This is a genomic window from Bacillus sp. ES1-5 (genome assembly GCF_022487605.1).
Taxonomy (GTDB): Bacteria; Bacillota; Bacilli; order Bacillales; family Bacillaceae_G; genus Bacillus_A; species Bacillus_A wiedmannii.
Window position 1 is genome coordinate 57,044 of record NZ_JAKVPU010000002.1, and the last position, 16,520, is coordinate 73,563.

The window sequence follows — 16,520 nt, forward strand, 5'->3', positions numbered from 1 at the left end:
TTCCACTTCCTTTTAAATTTATTAGTGGAGGTAGCAACATTGTCTGTAAATCGAATTCTTGTTATTAACCCAGGTAGTACATCCACAAAAATTGGTGTTTTTGATAATGAAAGACCTGTTCTAGAAGAAACGATTCGTCATGACGTAGAACAGATTGGAAAATATAAGCGAATTATTGACCAATATGAGTTTCGTAAAGAAACAATTTTAGAAGTTCTACATTCTCATGGTATTAACATTTCAAAATTAAACGCTGTTTGTGGGCGTGGTGGATTACTTCGTCCAATCGAAGGCGGTACGTATACAGTAAACGATGCGATGTTAGAAGATTTAAAAAATGGGTTTAGTGGTCATCACGCTTCAAACCTCGGAGGCATTTTAGCCTATGAAATTGCTTCTGGATTAAATATTCCTGCATTCATTGTGGATCCTGTCGTTGTAGATGAAATGGAGCCAATTGCTCGTATAAGTGGTATTGCTGGCATGGAACGCAAAAGTATCTTCCATGCATTAAATCAAAAAGCAGTTGCTCGTAAAGTAGCTGACCAATTAAATCACAAATACGAGGATTTAAATTTATTAGTTACACATATGGGCGGCGGTATTACAGTTGGTGCTCATAAAAAAGGAAAAGTTATCGATGTAAATAATGGCTTAAACGGAGAAGGACCATTTAGCCCAGAGCGTGCTGGTACAGTACCAGTAGGACAGCTAGTTGAAATGTGTTTCTCTGGTGAGTATTACCGAGACGAAATGGTGAAACAGCTTGTCGGACAAGGTGGACTTGTAAGTCTAATCGGTACAAATGATGCGATTAAAGTAGAACAAATGGTTGAAAAAGGTGATCCTGAAGCAACTCTTATTTATAAAGCAATGGCATATCAAGTTGCAAAAGAAATTGGCGGAGCTAGCGCTGTGCTTCACGGGAAAATCGATGCAATCGTATTAACTGGTGGACTTGCGTACAGTAAAATTCTTGTTGATGAAATAAAAGAACGAGTGGACTGGATTGCAGATGTTATCGTACATCCAGGGGAAGATGAGTTAGAAGCGTTAGCAGAAGGGGCACTTCGTGTATTACGTGAAGAAGAAGCGCCGAAAGAGTATGTTGTAAGAGAAAAACAAACAGTAGCTAGGGGTTGAGATAATGGCAAGAGAATATGATTTAGTCATCGTTGGCGGTGGTACAGGTGGATATGTTGCTGCTATTCGCGCATCACAACTAGGATTAAAAACAGCACTTGTTGAAAAAGAAAATCTTGGTGGTACTTGTTTACACAAAGGATGTATTCCTAGTAAAGCTCTTTTACGTAGTGCGGAAGTATACGCAACTGCTAAAAAAAGCGAAGAGTTCGGAGTTATTGCAAGTAATGTAGAACTAAACTTTGCGAAAGTGCAAGAGCGTAAAGAGAAGATTGTAACGCAACTTCATAAAGGTGTTCAACACTTAATGAAACAAGGTAAAATTGATGTGTTTGAAGGTATCGGCCGTATTCTTGGCCCATCTATTTTCTCTCCAATGCCAGGGACAATTTCAGTTGAACTTGCAAGTGGAGAAGAGAATGAAATGTTAATTCCAAAAAATGTACTTGTTGCAACAGGTTCTCGTCCGAATTCATTACCAGGTTTAGAATTAGACGGAGAGTATGTAATGTCTTCCGATCATGCCCTAAAAATGGAAACGCTTCCTAGCTCAATTATTATCGTTGGTGGCGGTGTAATCGGTATTGAGTGGGCATCTATGCTTGCAGACTTCGGTGTAGAAGTTACAGTACTAGAGTATGCGAAAACGATATTACCACTAGAAGATCAGGACGTTTCAAAAGAAATGCAACGTCTATTCAAGAAAAAAGGTATTAAAGTGGTAACTGGTGCAAAAGTATTACCAGAAACATTGGTAAAAGATAATGGAGTAACAATTCAAGCTGAACATAACGGTGAGAATAAAGAATTTAAAGCAGAAAAAATGCTTGTATCTGTAGGAAGACAAGCCAATACGCAAAATATTGGTTTAGAGAATACGGATATCGTTGTGGAAAAAGGATACATTCAAACAAATGAGTTTTATCAAACGAAAGAATCTCATATTTACGCAATCGGAGATGTAATCGGTGGCTTACAACTTGCTCACGTTGCTTCTCATGAAGGAATTGTTGCAGTAGAACATATTGCTGGTAAAGAAGTTACACCAATTGATTACTCTATGGTATCAAAATGCGTATATAGCAGTCCGGAAGTTGCTTCTGTCGGTTTAACAGAACAAGAAGCGAAAGAAAAAGGCTATAAGTTAAAAGTAGGTAAGTTCTCATTCCGTGCAATCGGAAAAGCACTTGTATACGGCGAATCAGATGGTTTCGTAAAACTTGTAGTTGATGAAGAAACAAATGACATTCTTGGTGTTCATATGATTGGACCACATGTAACAGATATGATTTCTGAAGCTGGTCTTGCAAGAGTACTTGATGCAACACCGTGGGAAGTAGCACATACAATTCATCCGCATCCATCATTATCTGAGGCGATTGGTGAAGCAGCATTAGCTGTAGATGGAAAAGCGTTGCACGCATAAAAATGTGGATTTAGGAGGTTATGAAAAATGGCAGAAGTAAAAGAAAAGCGCCATGAAGAGCTTGGCTTAAGTGATGAGCAAGTATTAGAAATGTTCCGTACGATGTTACTTGCACGTAAAATCGACGAACGTATGTGGTTATTAAACCGTGCGGGTAAAATTCCATTCGTAATTTCTTGTCAAGGACAGGAGGCTGCACAAGTTGGAGCAGCATTCGCTCTTGATAGAGAGAAAGATTATGCATTACCATACTACCGTGATATGGGTGTTGTACTAGCGTTCGGTATGACAGCTAAAGAGCTTATGTTGTCTGCTTTCGCGAAAGCTGGAGATCCAAACTCTGGTGGTCGTCAAATGCCTGGTCACTTCGGTCAAAAGAAAAATCGTATTGTGACAGGATCATCTCCAGTAACAACGCAAGTACCACATGCAGTTGGTATTGCATTAGCTGGAAAAATGGAAAAGAAAGATTTAGTAACGTTTGTTACATTTGGAGAAGGTTCTTCAAACCAAGGTGACTTCCATGAAGGGGCAAACTTTGCTGGTGTACACAAACTACCTGTTATTTTCATGTGTGAAAATAATAAATACGCAATCTCTATTCCAGTTGAAAAACAATTAGCATGTAAAAACGTATCAGATCGTGCAATTGGTTACGGTATGCCTGGATATACAATAGACGGAAACGATCCGCTTGCAGTATATAAAGCTGTAAAAGAGGCAGCAGACCGCGGCCGTCGTGGTGAAGGCCCAACTTTAATTGAAACAGTATCATATCGTTTAACAGCACATTCTAGTGACGACGATGATCGTGTTTATCGTGATAAAGAAGAAGTAGAAGAAGCAAAGAAAAAAGATTCAATTATAACATTTGCAGCTTATTTAAAAGAAGCTGGCGTGTTAACTGAGGAATTTGAAAAACAAATGTTAGACGAAATTATGCATATCGTAAATGAAGCAACAGAATATGCAGAAAATGCTCCGTATGCAGCACCTGAAGATGCATTGAAGCACGTATACGCAGAATAGGGGGGAACGTTTCATGGCTGTAATGTCTTATATTGATGCTATTACATTAGCAATGCGCGAAGAAATGGAACGCGATGAGAAAGTATTTGTTTTAGGTGAAGATGTTGGTAAAAAAGGTGGCGTATTTAAAGCGACACACGGATTATATGATCAATTTGGTGAAGATCGTGCGCTTGATGCACCGCTTGCAGAATCTGCAATTGCTGGGGTAGCAATTGGTGCGGCAATGTATGGTATGCGTCCAATCGCTGAAATGCAGTTTGCTGATTTCATCATGCCAGCAGTAAACCAAATTGTTTCTGAGGCAGCAAAAATTCGTTATCGTTCTAACAACGATTGGACTTGTCCAGTTACAATTCGTGCGCCATTTGGCGGCGGTGTTCACGGTGCATTGTATCATTCACAATCTGTGGAAGCGATGTTTGCGAACCAACCAGGTTTAAAAATTGTTATTCCTTCTACACCATATGATGCAAAAGGTTTATTAAAAGCAGCAATTCGTGATGAAGATCCAGTATTATTCTTTGAGCATAAGCGTGCATATCGCTTAATTAAAGGTGAAGTGCCAGAGGATGATTACGTATTACCAATCGGAAAAGCAGATGTAAAACGCGAAGGTGATGATATTACTGTTATCACGTACGGATTATGTGTTCACTTTGCTCTTCAAGCAGCTGAAAAGTTAGCGCAAGATGGCATCTCTGCACATGTTCTTGATTTACGTACTGTATATCCATTAGATAAAGAAGCAATCATTGAAGCAGCTTCTAAAACAGGTAAAGTTCTTCTTGTAACAGAAGACAATAAAGAAGGAAGTATTATAAGTGAAGTGGCAGCAATTATTGCTGAAAACTGTCTGTTTGATTTAGATGCGCCAATCGCACGTCTTGCAGGTCCAGACGTTCCAGCAATGCCATATGCACCAACAATGGAAAAATTCTTTATGGTAAATCCAGATAAAGTTGAAAAAGCAATGCGTGAACTTGCGGAATTTTAATCGGGGGGACTATACATGGCTGTAGAAAATATCACAATGCCTCAGCTCGGGGAGAGCGTTACAGAGGGTACAATTAGTAAATGGCTCGTTAATGTTGGCGATCACGTAAACAAGTATGATCCGCTTGCAGAAGTAATGACTGATAAAGTAAATGCTGAAGTACCATCTTCTTTCACTGGTATTGTGAAAGAATTAATTGCTGGTGAAGGTGAGACGTTAGCTGTAGGTGAAGTAGTTTGTGTTATTCAAGTAGAAGGCGCAGATGAAGTAGCAGCGACAGCTGTTGAGGAAAAAACAAAAGAAGAACCAAAGGCAGAAGTAGCTACACCTGAAAAAGCACCGAAAGCAAAACAACCAACTGATGGAAAACCACGTTTTTCACCAGCTGTTTTAAAACTTGCAGGTGAGCATAATGTTGATTTAGATTTAGTAGAAGGTACGGGAGCAAATGGCCGTATCACTCGTAAAGATATTTTAAAGCTAGTGGAATCTGGAAATATTCCGCAAGCAGGTGCGAAGAAAGAGGAAGCGGTAGCAGCAGTAGTAGAAGCGCGTCCAGAAGCACCAAAAGCAGCGCCAGTAGCACAAAAAGTAGAAGCTGCAAAACCAGTTTCTGTACCAACAATGCCTGGCGATATCGAAATTCCAGTAACAGGTGTGCGTAAAGCAATTGCAGCGAACATGTTACGTAGTAAACACGAAGCGCCACATGCTTGGATGATGATTGAAGTAGATGTGACAAACCTTGTGTCATACCGTAATTCAATTAAAGGTGATTTCAAAAAGCGCGAAGGCTTTAATTTAACGTTCTTTGCTTTCTTCGTAAAAGCAGTAGCGCAAGCGTTAAAAGAGTATCCTCAAATCAATTCAATGTGGGCTGGCGATAAGATCGTTCAGAAGAAAGATATTAACCTTTCTATCGCTGTTGCAACAGAGGACGAACTATTTGTACCAGTAATTAAACATGCGGATGAGAAGACGATTAAAGGTATCGCTCGTGAAATTACAGAGCTTGCAGGAAAAGTACGTACGAAATCGTTAAAAGCGGACGAAATGCAAGGTGGAACATTTACAATTAATAACACAGGATCATTTGGTTCTGTTCAATCTATGGGTATTATTAATTACCCACAAGCGGCTATTTTACAAGTTGAATCAATTGTAAAACGCCCAGTAATTATGGATAATGGTATGTTCGGTGCTCGCGACATGGTTAACTTATGTTTATCACTTGATCACCGTGTACTAGATGGCTTAATTTGTGGTAAGTTCTTAGGACGTGTAAAAGAAATTTTAGAAAATACGTCAGAAAATAATACATCTGTATATTAATAAAAAGCTCGCTTATGCGAGCTTTTTATCATCTTATTTCTTCAGCTACATCCTACTATATGTATAATATCTTTCCCAGTAATCTTACAATGAACGATTATGTATTAGGAATTTATGAAAATACATTGCTGATATATGGTATATGGATATAAAATAAGAAAAGAATAATTTTTTTGGCAAATCTTACTGATGAAACTGTAGTATAATATATTGTATTGTATGAAAAAGAGAGTTATTCTATATAAGTGTTTTATAGATAATGTGTAATCAGTCGTCAAAACATGAAGAATGTTGACTCCTGGTTTTTTATTTTGCTGTAACAATGTTTCAGGAGGATGTCATGAAAAGAAGTACCGAGTTTCTAAAAAGTTTAGATGTAAAATTAATATTAATTTTGTTAGCATTATGTGTTACGAGTATAGCTGCTATATATAGCAGTCAGCAAACTGGCCAATATGGAGAGGCAAACTTTGCGATGAAACAGGGTTTGAACTACATAATTGGAGTTGTATTGTTATTGCTTGTTGCAAGCATCGACTTAGATCAATTACAAAAATTGTCTTGGCCACTTTATATCGTCGGATTTGGTTCACTTATTCTTTTGAAAATACTACCGGTTTCCACTTTCACACCTGAAAAATTAGGTGCAAAAAGATGGTTTGTATTTCCGTTAGTTGGACAAATTCAACCATCTGAGTTTTTCAAAATTTCATTGCTTCTCGTAGTAGCAAGTATAGCAGTGAAACATAATGCACAGTATATGGCAAGGACATTCCAAACGGATTTACAATTAGTAGGTAAAATTGTGCTTGTATCCCTTCCGCCTATGGCTGTTGTATATAGCCAACCGGATACAGGGATGGTGTTCTTATATGCTGCTGCAATTGCATGTATTTTATTTATGTCAGGTATTCAGAAGAAATTGATAGCGTTATGTACAGTTATTCCGGTGACCGTATTATCTACGTTAATATTTATTTACGTAAGGTATGAGGATTTCTTCTTTAATAAGTTAGTTACGTTACTAAAACCTCACCAACAATCACGTATTGTAGGTTGGTTAAATCCATTTGAAAATGCAGATCAAGGTTATCAAACACAGCAATCGATTTTAGCTGTAGGTAGTGGCGGTATGGAAGGGAAAGGCTTTGGTGAAGGGAACGTCTATATCCCTGAGAAGCATACTGACTTTATTTTTGCTACAATTGCCGAAGAAGGTGGATTTATCGTAGCAGCGTTAGTTGTATTCTTGTTCCTATTACTACTATATAGAACAATTATTATTGGTTATTCTGCTGATAATTTATTCGGCACATTATTATGTGCTGGATCAATTGGGATATTAACGGTTCAAATATTCCAAAACATCGGTATGATCGTTGGATTAATGCCTGTAAAAGGGATTGCATTACCGTTCTTATCATATGGGGGAAGTTCCTTATTCTCAAATATGATTATGATGGGTCTCATATTATCCGTACGAAAAACGTATAAAAAGTATATGTTTTCCGTCAAGTAAGAAAAGCTGATTCGTTTAAAAACGAATCAGCTTTTTTACATATATGTTCTTAAACGTTGCAAACTAAAACAAAGTAGCAGTTTGAGACGGGTAAGGAGTGCAAAGTGATGCATATGCATATTTTTGAAGGGGCACGGCATCTTTCTAATAGTGAATGGGTTATTCGAGCTATCATAGCATACATATTTTTAATATTAGTTGCGAAAGCGATGGGGCAAAGGTCCATCGCGCAACTTCGTTTTTTAGATGTTGTATTAGTGTTATTGCTTGGTGGGAATATTTCTAACGCATTATCTGATGAAAAAGTGGGATTACTCGGCTCGATGATTACAACGTTCATACTCGTTGTACTTCACATTATAAGCTCAGTCTTAATGTTGAAATGGGATAGATGGAGACGCTTTTTAGAGCCAGCACCTATTATTCTTATACACAATGGTTCCATTGATTTTAGCAATTTGAAAAAAGCGAGAATTACGGTGGAATATTTATTTTCGGAACTTCGCATGCGAAATGTGAGTGATATTCAAACGATTAAATTAGCATTATGGGAAGCGAATGGTGTTGTTTCTATATTTCGGTATCCAGAATATGAAGCAGTTTCGCGGCTTGATCTGAAAGTGGCGGGAAAAAAATCTCGAGTTTCTTTTATATTAGTAAAGGATGGGACCATTCAGCAAGATGTTCTTGCTTTATTAGGAAAAACAGAAGAGTGGGCGAGAGAATTTCTAGAGAAGAGTGCAGAAGTTGAATCCATTATGTTAGCTACAGTAGATGAAGCTCATAAAATAAATATTTTGTTAAAAAAATGAAAAATATACGCATTTTGTCGTTTCATACATATGATACAATAGTGTGGACAACGAAAAAGGAGGGATACGATGGGATATGTAGAGGAGTTACGAAAAGTAGTTGGTCATCGCCCTTTAATTTTAGTTGGTGCTGTTGTACTCGTTATAAATGAACATGGATATGTATTATTACAGCAAAGAACAGAGCCTTACGGAAAATGGGGGTTGCCTGGCGGGTTAATGGAGCTTGGCGAATCACCAGAAGAAACAGCTTGCCGTGAAGTATATGAAGAGACAGGAATAGAAGTGAAGAACCTACGATTAATTAATGTATTTTCTGGAGCGAACTATTTTACAAAACTAGCAAATGGTGATGAGTTTCAATCTGTCACAACAGCTTATTATACGGATGAATACGAAGGGAACTTTGTTATGAACAAAGAAGAAGCGGTTCAGCTTACATTCTTCCCGCTAACAGAACTACCTGACTATATTGTAGGATCGCATAAAAAAATGATTGGTGAATATATGAAGATTATGGAAAAAGAGATATAATAATAGTGAAAGAAATACAAAAACACAGTTCTGGTCGGTAGTCCAGACGCATGATTACATGTCAGTAACCTTCCCCTCCGGGATGTCCAGTATTTCTAATTTTTTTAAAGGAGGGGCTGTCAATGGATTTGACAGTATATCACGATGGTCAATTTTTCGTAGGAATTATTACGCATAAAGAAACAGGGAAATTGTATGGAGCGCGGTATATTTTTGGAATGGAACCTTCAGATGAAGAAGTACTTATATTTGTGAATGGTCCAATGTTAGCATATTTCCAGCACGTTGCAAAATGCGGTGTGGAAGTGAAAGAAAAACAGCGTCCAAAAAATATAAAACGTATCATACGACAAGCGGCAAAAGAAGTAAATGTAAAACGTTTCACTAAGGCACAAGAGGCAATTAGCTTATCTTATGAACTGCATAAACAAGAAAAAAAAGTGCAGTCTAAAGAGAAGCGAGAAGCAGAAAAACAAAGAAGACGTTTAATTAAAGTACAAAAAGCAAAGCAAAAGCATCGTGGCCATTAAGAAAAGGTGTTAGAGCAAGAGCTCTAACACCTTTTCTATACCCAAATACAAGTAAACTTACTTGTATTTCATAAACATTAACTGGTAAGATACAAATAGGTAGTTTTAGAGGAGGGAAAAGATTGATTAATTTTAACTTTTTTATGAATGATGTTGTCCGCCAAGCGCGTGAAGAGATTGTCTCTGCTGGATATACAGAATTGACGACGCCGGAAGCAGTAGAAGAAGCGTTTAAAAGAAATGGAACAACACTTGTAATGGTAAACTCTGTATGTGGTTGTGCAGGTGGTATTGCTCGTCCTGCTGCTGCGCATTCCGTACATTATGATAAACGTCCTAACCATCTTGTAACGGTGTTTGCAGGTCAAGATAAAGAAGCAACAGCAACAGCTCGTGAATATTTCGAAGGATATCCACCTTCTTCTCCATCATTCGCTTTATTAAAAGATGGAAAAATTGTAACGATGGTAGAACGTCATGAAATTGAAGGTCATGAACCAATGCAAGTTATTGCAAAACTACAATCTTATTTCGAAGAGAATTGTGAAGAACTATAAAAATAAACGAAAAGGCGGTACGTCCACAATGAAGTGGATGTACCGCCTTTTTTTTATTTAGTATTAAAATTTATGGGACATGCATAGTTATGTTGTTTTATACATTATTTTATACATTATAAACGTTATCTATATTATCATTTTGTTTATTTTTATTTTGTATATTGCATAAAAATGAAAGTGCTGATACAATACAAACATCGAATAAATATTCTATTAAACTTTTAAATATACATTATTAGGGGGAAGAAAGATGAAGAAGTTATTATCAATATCGTTTGCACTTATTTTAATTGTAAGTATGTTCAGTGCTTGTAGTAATGGGGAAGAAAAGGCTACTGGAAAAAATAAGAAAGTACTGGTTATGGGGACTTCAGCAGATTATAAACCATATGAATACGTAGAAGCCTCAAAAAGTGATGAAATTATCGGCTTTGATGTTGATGTTGCTAAATATATCGGAAAAGAACTTGGTTATGAAGTGAAAGTGAAAGATATGGATTTTGGTGGTTTATTAGCATCTCTTAGCTCAGGAAAAGTTGATTTCGTAATGGCAGGTATGACGCCAACGGCAGAGCGTAAAAATAATGTTGATTTTACAGATATTTATTTTGTTGCTAAAAACATGGTCGTTTCTAAAAAGGATTCTAATATTCAATCTGTAGAGGATTTAAAAGGGAAAAAAGTAGGGGTACAAACAGGATCTATCCAAGAAGAGAAAGCAGCAGAATTTAAAAAACAAGTAGATTTCAAAGTTGAGGGACGTGACCGTATACCAGAAATCGTACAAGAAATTAAAGCTGGTCGTTTTGACGCTGCAATTATAGAAGACACAGTTGCTAAAAATTATTTAGAAAAAATGAAAGAATTACAAGGAATTGAAATTAAAGAAGCACCAGAAGAAGTAGGAGCAGCAATTGCCCTTCCGAAAAACAGTGATAAAACAGCAGAATTTAATAAAGTAATTAAAAAAATGCAAGAAAATGGAGAAATGGATAAATTAGTGAAGAAATGGTTTGGCAGCGAAAAATAAGCTGCCTTTCACTTTTCTGTGAGGGGAATGAAAAGAATGAACTTAGATTTTTCGGCGATTACGCCTTCGATACCATATATACTAAAAGGCCTAGAAGTTACTTTAAAAATTGTAGCAGTATCAGCGTTAGTTGGGTTTATTTTAGGAACGTTATTAGCGCTTTGCAAAATTGCTAGAATACGAGCATTAAATATAGCGGCAGATTTTTATACATCAATTTTCCGTGGTACACCACTTGTATTGCAATTAATGATTATTTATTTCGGTGTCCCGCAAATAATTGGTTATGAAATACCAGCATTCGTAGCAGCTGTATTAGCATTTAGCTTAAATTCAGGTGCATATATGTCAGAGGTAATTCGTGCCGGCATTCAAGCGGTTGATAAAGGACAAACAGAAGCAGCGATGGCTTTAGGGATTCCTTACGGGAAAATGATGCGAAATATTATTTTCCCTCAAGCATTAAAAAATATATTACCAGCGCTTGTGAACGAGTTTGCGACACTTACGAAAGAATCGGCTGTAGTAACAGTAATAGGAGCGACCGATTTAATGCGCCGTGCTTACATTGTAGGCGGTGAGACGTTTAAATATCTTGAACCATTACTTTTTGTTGGACTAATTTATTATATGCTAGTCATTATTCTTACATTAGTCGGGAAGGCAATTGAAGGGAGAATGAAGAAAAGTGATTAAAATTGAAAACCTTCATAAATCATTTGGAAAAAACGAAGTATTAAAAGGGATTACAACAACGATTGAAAAAGGGGAAGTAGTAGCAATTATTGGACCGTCTGGATCAGGGAAATCAACATTTTTACGTTGTATGAATGTGCTAGAAGCACCGACAAATGGTCACATTTGGATTGGAACGGAAGAAGTAACGAATCCGAAAACGAATATTATGCACGTTCGTGAAAATGTCGGAATGGTATTTCAGCATTTTCACCTATTTCCTCATATGACTGTATTAGAAAATATTACGTATGCCCCTATCAATGTAAAAGGAGTAACGAAGCAAGAAGCTGACAAGAAAGCCGAGAAACTTTTAGAAAAGGTCGGTTTATTAGATAAAAAAGATACGTATCCCAATCGTCTTTCGGGAGGACAAAAGCAACGTGTAGCAATTGCGAGAGCGTTGGCGATGGAACCAGAAGTTATGTTATTTGATGAACCAACATCGGCACTAGATCCAGAGATGGTAAAAGAAGTGTTAGAAGTTATGAAATCATTAGTTACGACAGGAATGACAATGGTGATTGTTACACATGAAATGGGATTTGCAAAAGAAGTAGCAGATCGTGTTCTCTTTTTAGATGGTGGAAAGCTTGTAGAAGATAGTGCGCCAGCAGAATTTTTTGTAGCACCGAAAAGTGAACGTGCGCAACAATTTTTACAAAAAATATTGTAATATGTAAAGGTTGCGTGAATAATAAGTAGAAAAGGATGACATTGTGTCATCCTTTTTTTATACTAACTTTAAATACGTTTATACATATAGGAGCAGTGCTATGTTCAAAATTGGATACCGTACAGTAAAAACAGCAATAGGGACAGGCGCAGCAGTTTTTATTGCGCAGTTATTAGGATTAGAATTTTATAGTTCAGCGGGCATTTTAGTTATATTATGTGTACAAAATACGAAACGTAAATCACTTCAAGTGTCGTTACATCGTTTTTTAGCTTGTGTATTATCAATGGTATTCGCGTTTTGTATTTTTGAAACAATTGGATATACACCACTTGCAATTAGTATATTATTACTTACATTTATTCCGACTGCAGTTATGCTTAAAATTCAAGAAGGTATTGTCACGAGTTCAGTTATTGTGATGCATCTATATTCATTGAAACAAATTACATGGCTTATTGTTGGGAATGAAATTGCGATATTAACCATAGGAATTAGCGTGGCTTTATTAGTGAATATGTATATGCCAAGTAGTGAAAATAAGCTAAAAGAGTATCAGGATACAATAGAAAGTAATTTTAAAACAATTTTGTTTGAAATGGTCGTGTATTTACGAAACAGAGAAAGTAGCTGGAGTGGGGCAGAACTTATTGAAACTGAAAATATGCTAAACGAAGCAAGAGATTTATCGTTTAAGAAACTTGAGAATGCATTTATGCGAGAAGATAGCTATTACTATCGTTATTTTAATATGCGCATGCAACAATTCGAAATTTTAGAACGGATGATACCATTAGCAGCTTCTTTATCATGGACATATGAACAAGCTGATATGATTGCGGATGTCGTTGAAAACATTGGAAATGCTATTAGCCCTGAGAGTACTGGGGTTATTTCCTTAAGACAGCTTCAAGAAATGAGAGAATTATTTAGAGACATGCCATTGCCCGTTACACGTGAAGAATTTGAGATACGTGCGAAGCTTGTTCAACTTGTATATGAAATGGAACAATATTTACTCATTAAAAGCCGTTTTAAGGGAAAGGATAATATAAAAGAACTTATATAGAAGGTAGGAATTATTATGCCGTATCTTCTCTCTTTCATATTATGTCTTTCTTTATCGCCTATTTGGCCTCTTGGTGATAACCCACGTGCCGGAGATCCTTTTATTATTGTAAATAAAGCGACGAATAAACTAGCTTATATTGATGATGGAAAGATTCAAAAGGTTTTTCCAGTAGCGACAGGGAAAACAAATGAATTAACTCCAGAGGGAACTTTTGATGTTGTAATGAAAGCGAAGGATCCGTATTATATCGCGAAGGATATTCCAGGTGGGTCACCGAAAAATCCACTTGGGTCAAGGTGGATTGGATTTAATGCAAGAGGAACTGATGGAAGTAAATATGGAATACATGGAACAAACCAACCTAGTTCAATTGGAAAGTATATTTCACAAGGATGTATAAGAATGAAGAAAAACGATGTGGAGTATTTATTTGATCGCATTCCAATTGGAACGAAAGTATGGATTGTGAAGTCGAAAAAATCATTTCAGCAATTGGCAAAACAAAAAGGAGCCATTGCATATGAAAAAGCCAACGAAAAGGTTGGCTTTTTCATATGTAATAAGTTGTCTTGACATGTGTACATAACCATGAGTTAATGAGAGTATAGAAAGATAAAGTGAAACTTTAATCAGTGGGAGGTTTTTTACCCGCGGATTATCAGCCCTCACCAATCGGGATAAAAAATTAGATAAAGGGGTTGCTCATATGTACTTGAATCCAAAAATTTCGTATATGCAATTTTTTATGGGATTTCTATTTGTTATTACATTCATATTGGCAACTTTTAATATATGTTCTTATCTTGTAGCAATTGTATGTATGGCATTACTCAATCTTACTTTTGTTATTGGAGCATTTCAGCAGAAACAATATACAAGTTTTATAACAGCACTTGTAATGTCATTTTCCTTTAGTATTGTAGCGATTGTGCTTTATATAAAATAAACCATCTCGATATCGAGATGGTTTATTTTATTATGTTATGTGTAAAAAGTAAAAAAAGGACGAATACATCGTCCTTTTTACCAAAACATACTTGCGCCAGCAAGTAATGTTGTTACAAGCATAGAAATTAGCATTACATAAACCATAACTTTTTGAGCTTTTTTATGCATCGTTAAACCTCCTTGCAAATCAGTACAATATCATTGTAACGAGAAATGATATTGTGGACAAGGGGAGAGAAGTGACAAAATTCGAGAAGTGCGTGTAAAGTATAACAGGAAATTTGTATGTATGTAGAGAATATATAGTAATGATAGAGTATAAGTTTTTTGTTATGCAAGCTGAAGAATGGAGATACGATGATGAAAATATATGAAACAAATCGTTTGCATTTAAGGGAAATTGATGAGTCGTATGCTGAAAAAGTTCTTCAATATTACGACAGAAATCGTGAATTTTTAAAAGCTTGGGAAGAGTATAGACCGGATGATTTTTTTACGTTAGATTATCAGAAGAAAAAGTTACAAAAGGATAGAAAAGAGTTTGCGGAAGGTAAAATCATCAGGCTTTGGATTTTTAAAAAGGGTGATAATACAAAAATTATTGGGTGTATCTCATTTAATCTAATCGTTCGCGGTATTTATCAATCTTGTGTGCTCGGCTATAAATTAGATAAGGCAGAGTTGAATAAAGGTTACACGACAGAAGCGCTTAGGAAAGCTATTCAAGTTACTTTCGAAGAATTTCAGTTACATCGTATAGAAGCACCGATTATGCCACGAAATTTAGCATCTATACAAGTAGTGACGAAGATAGGCTTTCAATATGAGGGCGTGTCTAGGAAGATGTTAATGGTAAATGGAGTATGGGAAGATCATATGCGCTGGGTATTGTTAAATGAGTAATAGAAAGCAGATGGTTATCTAGACATATAAACCGTCTGTTTTTTGTCTTGAATTTCGAAACTTTTGCGAAATTCTGTTATAATTAATAGTGTTACATACATAATGGTAGTGCAGGAGGCGCAGTCTTATGATTAATCAAGAACGTTTAGTAAATGAATTTATGGAATTAGTACAAGTAGATTCTGAAACGAAATTTGAAGCAGAAATTTGCAAAGTATTAACAAAGAAATTTACAGATTTAGGTGTAGAAGTATTTGAAGATGACACAATGGCTGTTACTGGGCATGGTGCAGGTAATTTAATTTGTACTTTACCAGCAACAAAAGATGGTGTTGATACAATTTACTTTACTTCTCATATGGATACAGTAGTTCCTGGTAATGGAATTAAGCCTTCTATTAAAGATGGATATATCGTATCAGATGGTACTACGATTTTAGGTGCGGATGATAAAGCTGGATTAGCATCAATGTTCGAAGCAATTCGTGTTCTAAAAGAGAAAAACATCCCTCATGGTAAAATTGAATTTATTATTACAGTTGGAGAAGAATCTGGTCTTGTTGGTGCAAAAGCATTAGATCGTGAGCGCATTACAGCGAAATACGGTTACGCATTAGATAGCGATGGAAAAGTTGGTGAAATCGTTGTTGCAGCTCCAACGCAAGCGAAAGTGAATGCAATTATTCGTGGGAAAACAGCTCACGCTGGTGTAGCACCAGAAAAAGGTGTATCTGCAATTACTATCGCAGCGAAGGCAATTGCGAAGATGCCACTTGGTCGTATTGATTCTGAAACAACTGCAAATATTGGACGTTTTGAAGGAGGTACACAAACAAATATCGTTTGCGATCATGTACAAATCTTTGCAGAAGCGCGTTCTTTAATCAATGAGAAAATGGAAGTACAAGTTGCGAAAATGAAAGAAGCATTTGAAACAACTGCAAAAGAAATGGGCGGTCAAGCAGACGTTGAAGTAAACGTTATGTATCCAGGATTTAAATTTGCTGATGGCGATCACGTTGTAGAAGTTGCAAAACGTGCAGCTGAAAACATTGGTCGTACACCTTCTCTTCACCAAAGTGGTGGCGGAAGTGATGCAAACGTAATTGCAGGACACGGTATCCCGACAGTTAACTTAGCGGTTGGTTATGAAGAAATTCATACAACAAACGAAAAGATTCCTGTTGAAGAATTAGCGAAAACAGCAGAATTAGTTATAGCAATTATTGAAGAAGTAGCGAAGTAATGTAATAGAAAAAGCGTGTAAATCATAA

19 protein-coding genes are annotated in these 16,520 nt (G+C 36.4%); 18 read left to right on the top strand and 1 reads right to left on the bottom strand.

Features of this window, described 5'->3' with window-relative positions:
* Positions 1-39: 39 nt before the first annotated feature.
* From buk to MKO96_RS10100, 16 genes are all read left to right on the top strand, one after another.
* Positions 40-1,143, top strand: a complete 1,104-nt coding sequence (gene buk / locus MKO96_RS10025) for a butyrate kinase (RefSeq protein ID WP_060632217.1) — start codon at positions 40-42, stop codon at positions 1,141-1,143.
* 4 nt (positions 1,144-1,147) lie between these two features.
* Complete coding sequence (gene lpdA, locus MKO96_RS10030) at positions 1,148-2,569, top strand: dihydrolipoyl dehydrogenase (RefSeq protein WP_000090438.1); 1,422 nt, start codon at positions 1,148-1,150, stop codon at positions 2,567-2,569.
* Positions 2,570-2,596: 27 nt separating this feature from the next.
* Positions 2,597-3,598, top strand: a complete 1,002-nt coding sequence (gene bfmBAA, locus MKO96_RS10035) for a 3-methyl-2-oxobutanoate dehydrogenase subunit alpha (RefSeq protein ID WP_000852549.1) — start codon at positions 2,597-2,599, stop codon at positions 3,596-3,598.
* 13 nt (positions 3,599-3,611) lie between these two features.
* Positions 3,612-4,595 carry a 3-methyl-2-oxobutanoate dehydrogenase subunit beta gene (gene bfmBAB, locus MKO96_RS10040; RefSeq protein ID WP_000290073.1) on the top strand — a complete coding sequence of 328 codons (984 nt, stop codon included), beginning with the start codon at positions 3,612-3,614 and terminating at the stop codon, positions 4,593-4,595.
* Between the two features lie 15 nt (positions 4,596-4,610).
* Positions 4,611-5,927: a dihydrolipoamide acetyltransferase family protein gene (locus tag MKO96_RS10045; RefSeq protein WP_000257676.1), complete on the top strand. Its 1,317-nt coding sequence runs from the start codon at positions 4,611-4,613 to the stop codon at positions 5,925-5,927.
* A gap of 340 nt (positions 5,928-6,267) precedes the next feature.
* A complete protein-coding gene (locus tag MKO96_RS10050; protein ID WP_087981842.1) occupies positions 6,268-7,446 on the top strand; it encodes an FtsW/RodA/SpoVE family cell cycle protein in 1,179 nt (392 codons plus the stop codon).
* A gap of 107 nt (positions 7,447-7,553) precedes the next feature.
* The gene (locus MKO96_RS10055) at positions 7,554-8,258 is read left to right on the top strand and encodes a DUF421 domain-containing protein (protein ID WP_240587423.1); all 705 of its coding nucleotides are present in this window, start codon (positions 7,554-7,556) and stop codon (positions 8,256-8,258) included.
* Positions 8,259-8,327: 69 nt separating this feature from the next.
* A complete protein-coding gene (locus MKO96_RS10060; protein ID WP_098274540.1) occupies positions 8,328-8,792 on the top strand; it encodes an NUDIX hydrolase in 465 nt (154 codons plus the stop codon).
* A 122-nt stretch (positions 8,793-8,914) separates the two neighbouring features.
* Positions 8,915-9,322 carry a YjdF family protein gene (locus MKO96_RS10065; protein WP_002073035.1) on the top strand — a complete coding sequence of 136 codons (408 nt, stop codon included), beginning with the start codon at positions 8,915-8,917 and terminating at the stop codon, positions 9,320-9,322.
* 143 nt (positions 9,323-9,465) lie between these two features.
* A complete protein-coding gene (locus tag MKO96_RS10070; RefSeq protein ID WP_002008492.1) occupies positions 9,466-9,879 on the top strand; it encodes a BrxA/BrxB family bacilliredoxin in 414 nt (137 codons plus the stop codon).
* 253 nt (positions 9,880-10,132) lie between these two features.
* Entirely contained in the window at positions 10,133-10,912 is a 780-nt protein-coding gene (locus MKO96_RS10075) for a transporter substrate-binding domain-containing protein (RefSeq protein ID WP_000735475.1), read from the top strand.
* Positions 10,913-10,948: 36 nt separating this feature from the next.
* Entirely contained in the window at positions 10,949-11,608 is a 660-nt protein-coding gene (locus MKO96_RS10080; RefSeq protein ID WP_001046922.1) for an amino acid ABC transporter permease, read from the top strand.
* A complete protein-coding gene (locus MKO96_RS10085) occupies positions 11,601-12,323 on the top strand; it encodes an amino acid ABC transporter ATP-binding protein (RefSeq protein ID WP_000590214.1) in 723 nt (240 codons plus the stop codon). The genes MKO96_RS10080 and MKO96_RS10085 overlap by 8 nt, the downstream gene beginning before the upstream one ends.
* 100 nt (positions 12,324-12,423) lie before the next feature.
* Positions 12,424-13,392, top strand: coding sequence for an aromatic acid exporter family protein (locus MKO96_RS10090; RefSeq protein WP_240587424.1), 969 nt, complete (start codon positions 12,424-12,426; stop codon positions 13,390-13,392).
* A 15-nt stretch (positions 13,393-13,407) separates the two neighbouring features.
* A complete protein-coding gene (locus MKO96_RS10095) occupies positions 13,408-13,968 on the top strand; it encodes a L,D-transpeptidase (protein ID WP_120341528.1) in 561 nt (186 codons plus the stop codon).
* A gap of 133 nt (positions 13,969-14,101) precedes the next feature.
* Positions 14,102-14,341 carry a DUF3894 domain-containing protein gene (locus MKO96_RS10100; RefSeq protein WP_000281162.1) on the top strand — a complete coding sequence of 80 codons (240 nt, stop codon included), beginning with the start codon at positions 14,102-14,104 and terminating at the stop codon, positions 14,339-14,341.
* Positions 14,342-14,418: 77 nt separating this feature from the next.
* On the opposite strand, the gene prli42 is transcribed toward MKO96_RS10100, so the two are convergent.
* The gene (gene prli42, locus MKO96_RS10105) at positions 14,419-14,511 is read right to left on the bottom strand and encodes a stressosome-associated protein Prli42 (protein ID WP_000549040.1); all 93 of its coding nucleotides are present in this window, start codon (positions 14,509-14,511) and stop codon (positions 14,419-14,421) included.
* A 189-nt stretch (positions 14,512-14,700) separates the two neighbouring features.
* Here prli42 and MKO96_RS10110 point away from each other — a divergent pair, with 189 nt between their 5' ends.
* The gene (locus MKO96_RS10110; protein ID WP_141525341.1) at positions 14,701-15,246 is read left to right on the top strand and encodes a GNAT family N-acetyltransferase; all 546 of its coding nucleotides are present in this window, start codon (positions 14,701-14,703) and stop codon (positions 15,244-15,246) included.
* A gap of 127 nt (positions 15,247-15,373) precedes the next feature.
* Positions 15,374-16,492 (top strand): tripeptidase T, encoded by a 1,119-nt coding sequence (locus MKO96_RS10115; RefSeq protein ID WP_000609806.1) that lies wholly within the window; start codon positions 15,374-15,376, stop codon positions 16,490-16,492.
* The last annotated feature ends 28 nt before the right edge of the window (positions 16,493-16,520 follow it).

Excerpts from the sequence above, each read along its gene's own strand:
- lpdA (WP_000090438.1), top strand. The coding sequence starts at position 1,148 with ATGGCAAGAGAATATGATTTAGTCATCGTTGGCGGTGGTACAGGTGGA.
- bfmBAA (WP_000852549.1), top strand. The coding sequence starts at position 2,597 with ATGGCAGAAGTAAAAGAAAAGCGCCATGAAGAGCTTGGCTTAAGTGAT.
- bfmBAB (WP_000290073.1), top strand. The coding sequence starts at position 3,612 with ATGGCTGTAATGTCTTATATTGATGCTATTACATTAGCAATGCGCGAA.
- MKO96_RS10045 (WP_000257676.1), top strand. The coding sequence starts at position 4,611 with ATGGCTGTAGAAAATATCACAATGCCTCAGCTCGGGGAGAGCGTTACA.
- MKO96_RS10050 (WP_087981842.1), top strand. The coding sequence starts at position 6,268 with ATGAAAAGAAGTACCGAGTTTCTAAAAAGTTTAGATGTAAAATTAATA.
- MKO96_RS10055 (WP_240587423.1), top strand. The coding sequence starts at position 7,554 with ATGCATATGCATATTTTTGAAGGGGCACGGCATCTTTCTAATAGTGAA.
- MKO96_RS10060 (WP_098274540.1), top strand. The coding sequence starts at position 8,328 with ATGGGATATGTAGAGGAGTTACGAAAAGTAGTTGGTCATCGCCCTTTA.
- MKO96_RS10065 (WP_002073035.1), top strand. The coding sequence starts at position 8,915 with ATGGATTTGACAGTATATCACGATGGTCAATTTTTCGTAGGAATTATT.
- MKO96_RS10070 (WP_002008492.1), top strand. The coding sequence starts at position 9,466 with ATGAATGATGTTGTCCGCCAAGCGCGTGAAGAGATTGTCTCTGCTGGA.
- MKO96_RS10075 (WP_000735475.1), top strand. The coding sequence starts at position 10,133 with ATGAAGAAGTTATTATCAATATCGTTTGCACTTATTTTAATTGTAAGT.
- MKO96_RS10080 (WP_001046922.1), top strand. The coding sequence starts at position 10,949 with ATGAACTTAGATTTTTCGGCGATTACGCCTTCGATACCATATATACTA.
- MKO96_RS10090 (WP_240587424.1), top strand. The coding sequence starts at position 12,424 with ATGTTCAAAATTGGATACCGTACAGTAAAAACAGCAATAGGGACAGGC.
- MKO96_RS10095 (WP_120341528.1), top strand. The coding sequence starts at position 13,408 with ATGCCGTATCTTCTCTCTTTCATATTATGTCTTTCTTTATCGCCTATT.
- MKO96_RS10100 (WP_000281162.1), top strand. The coding sequence starts at position 14,102 with ATGTACTTGAATCCAAAAATTTCGTATATGCAATTTTTTATGGGATTT.
- prli42 (WP_000549040.1), bottom strand. The coding sequence starts at position 14,511 with ATGCATAAAAAAGCTCAAAAAGTTATGGTTTATGTAATGCTAATTTCT.
- MKO96_RS10110 (WP_141525341.1), top strand. The coding sequence starts at position 14,701 with ATGATGAAAATATATGAAACAAATCGTTTGCATTTAAGGGAAATTGAT.
- MKO96_RS10115 (WP_000609806.1), top strand. The coding sequence starts at position 15,374 with ATGATTAATCAAGAACGTTTAGTAAATGAATTTATGGAATTAGTACAA.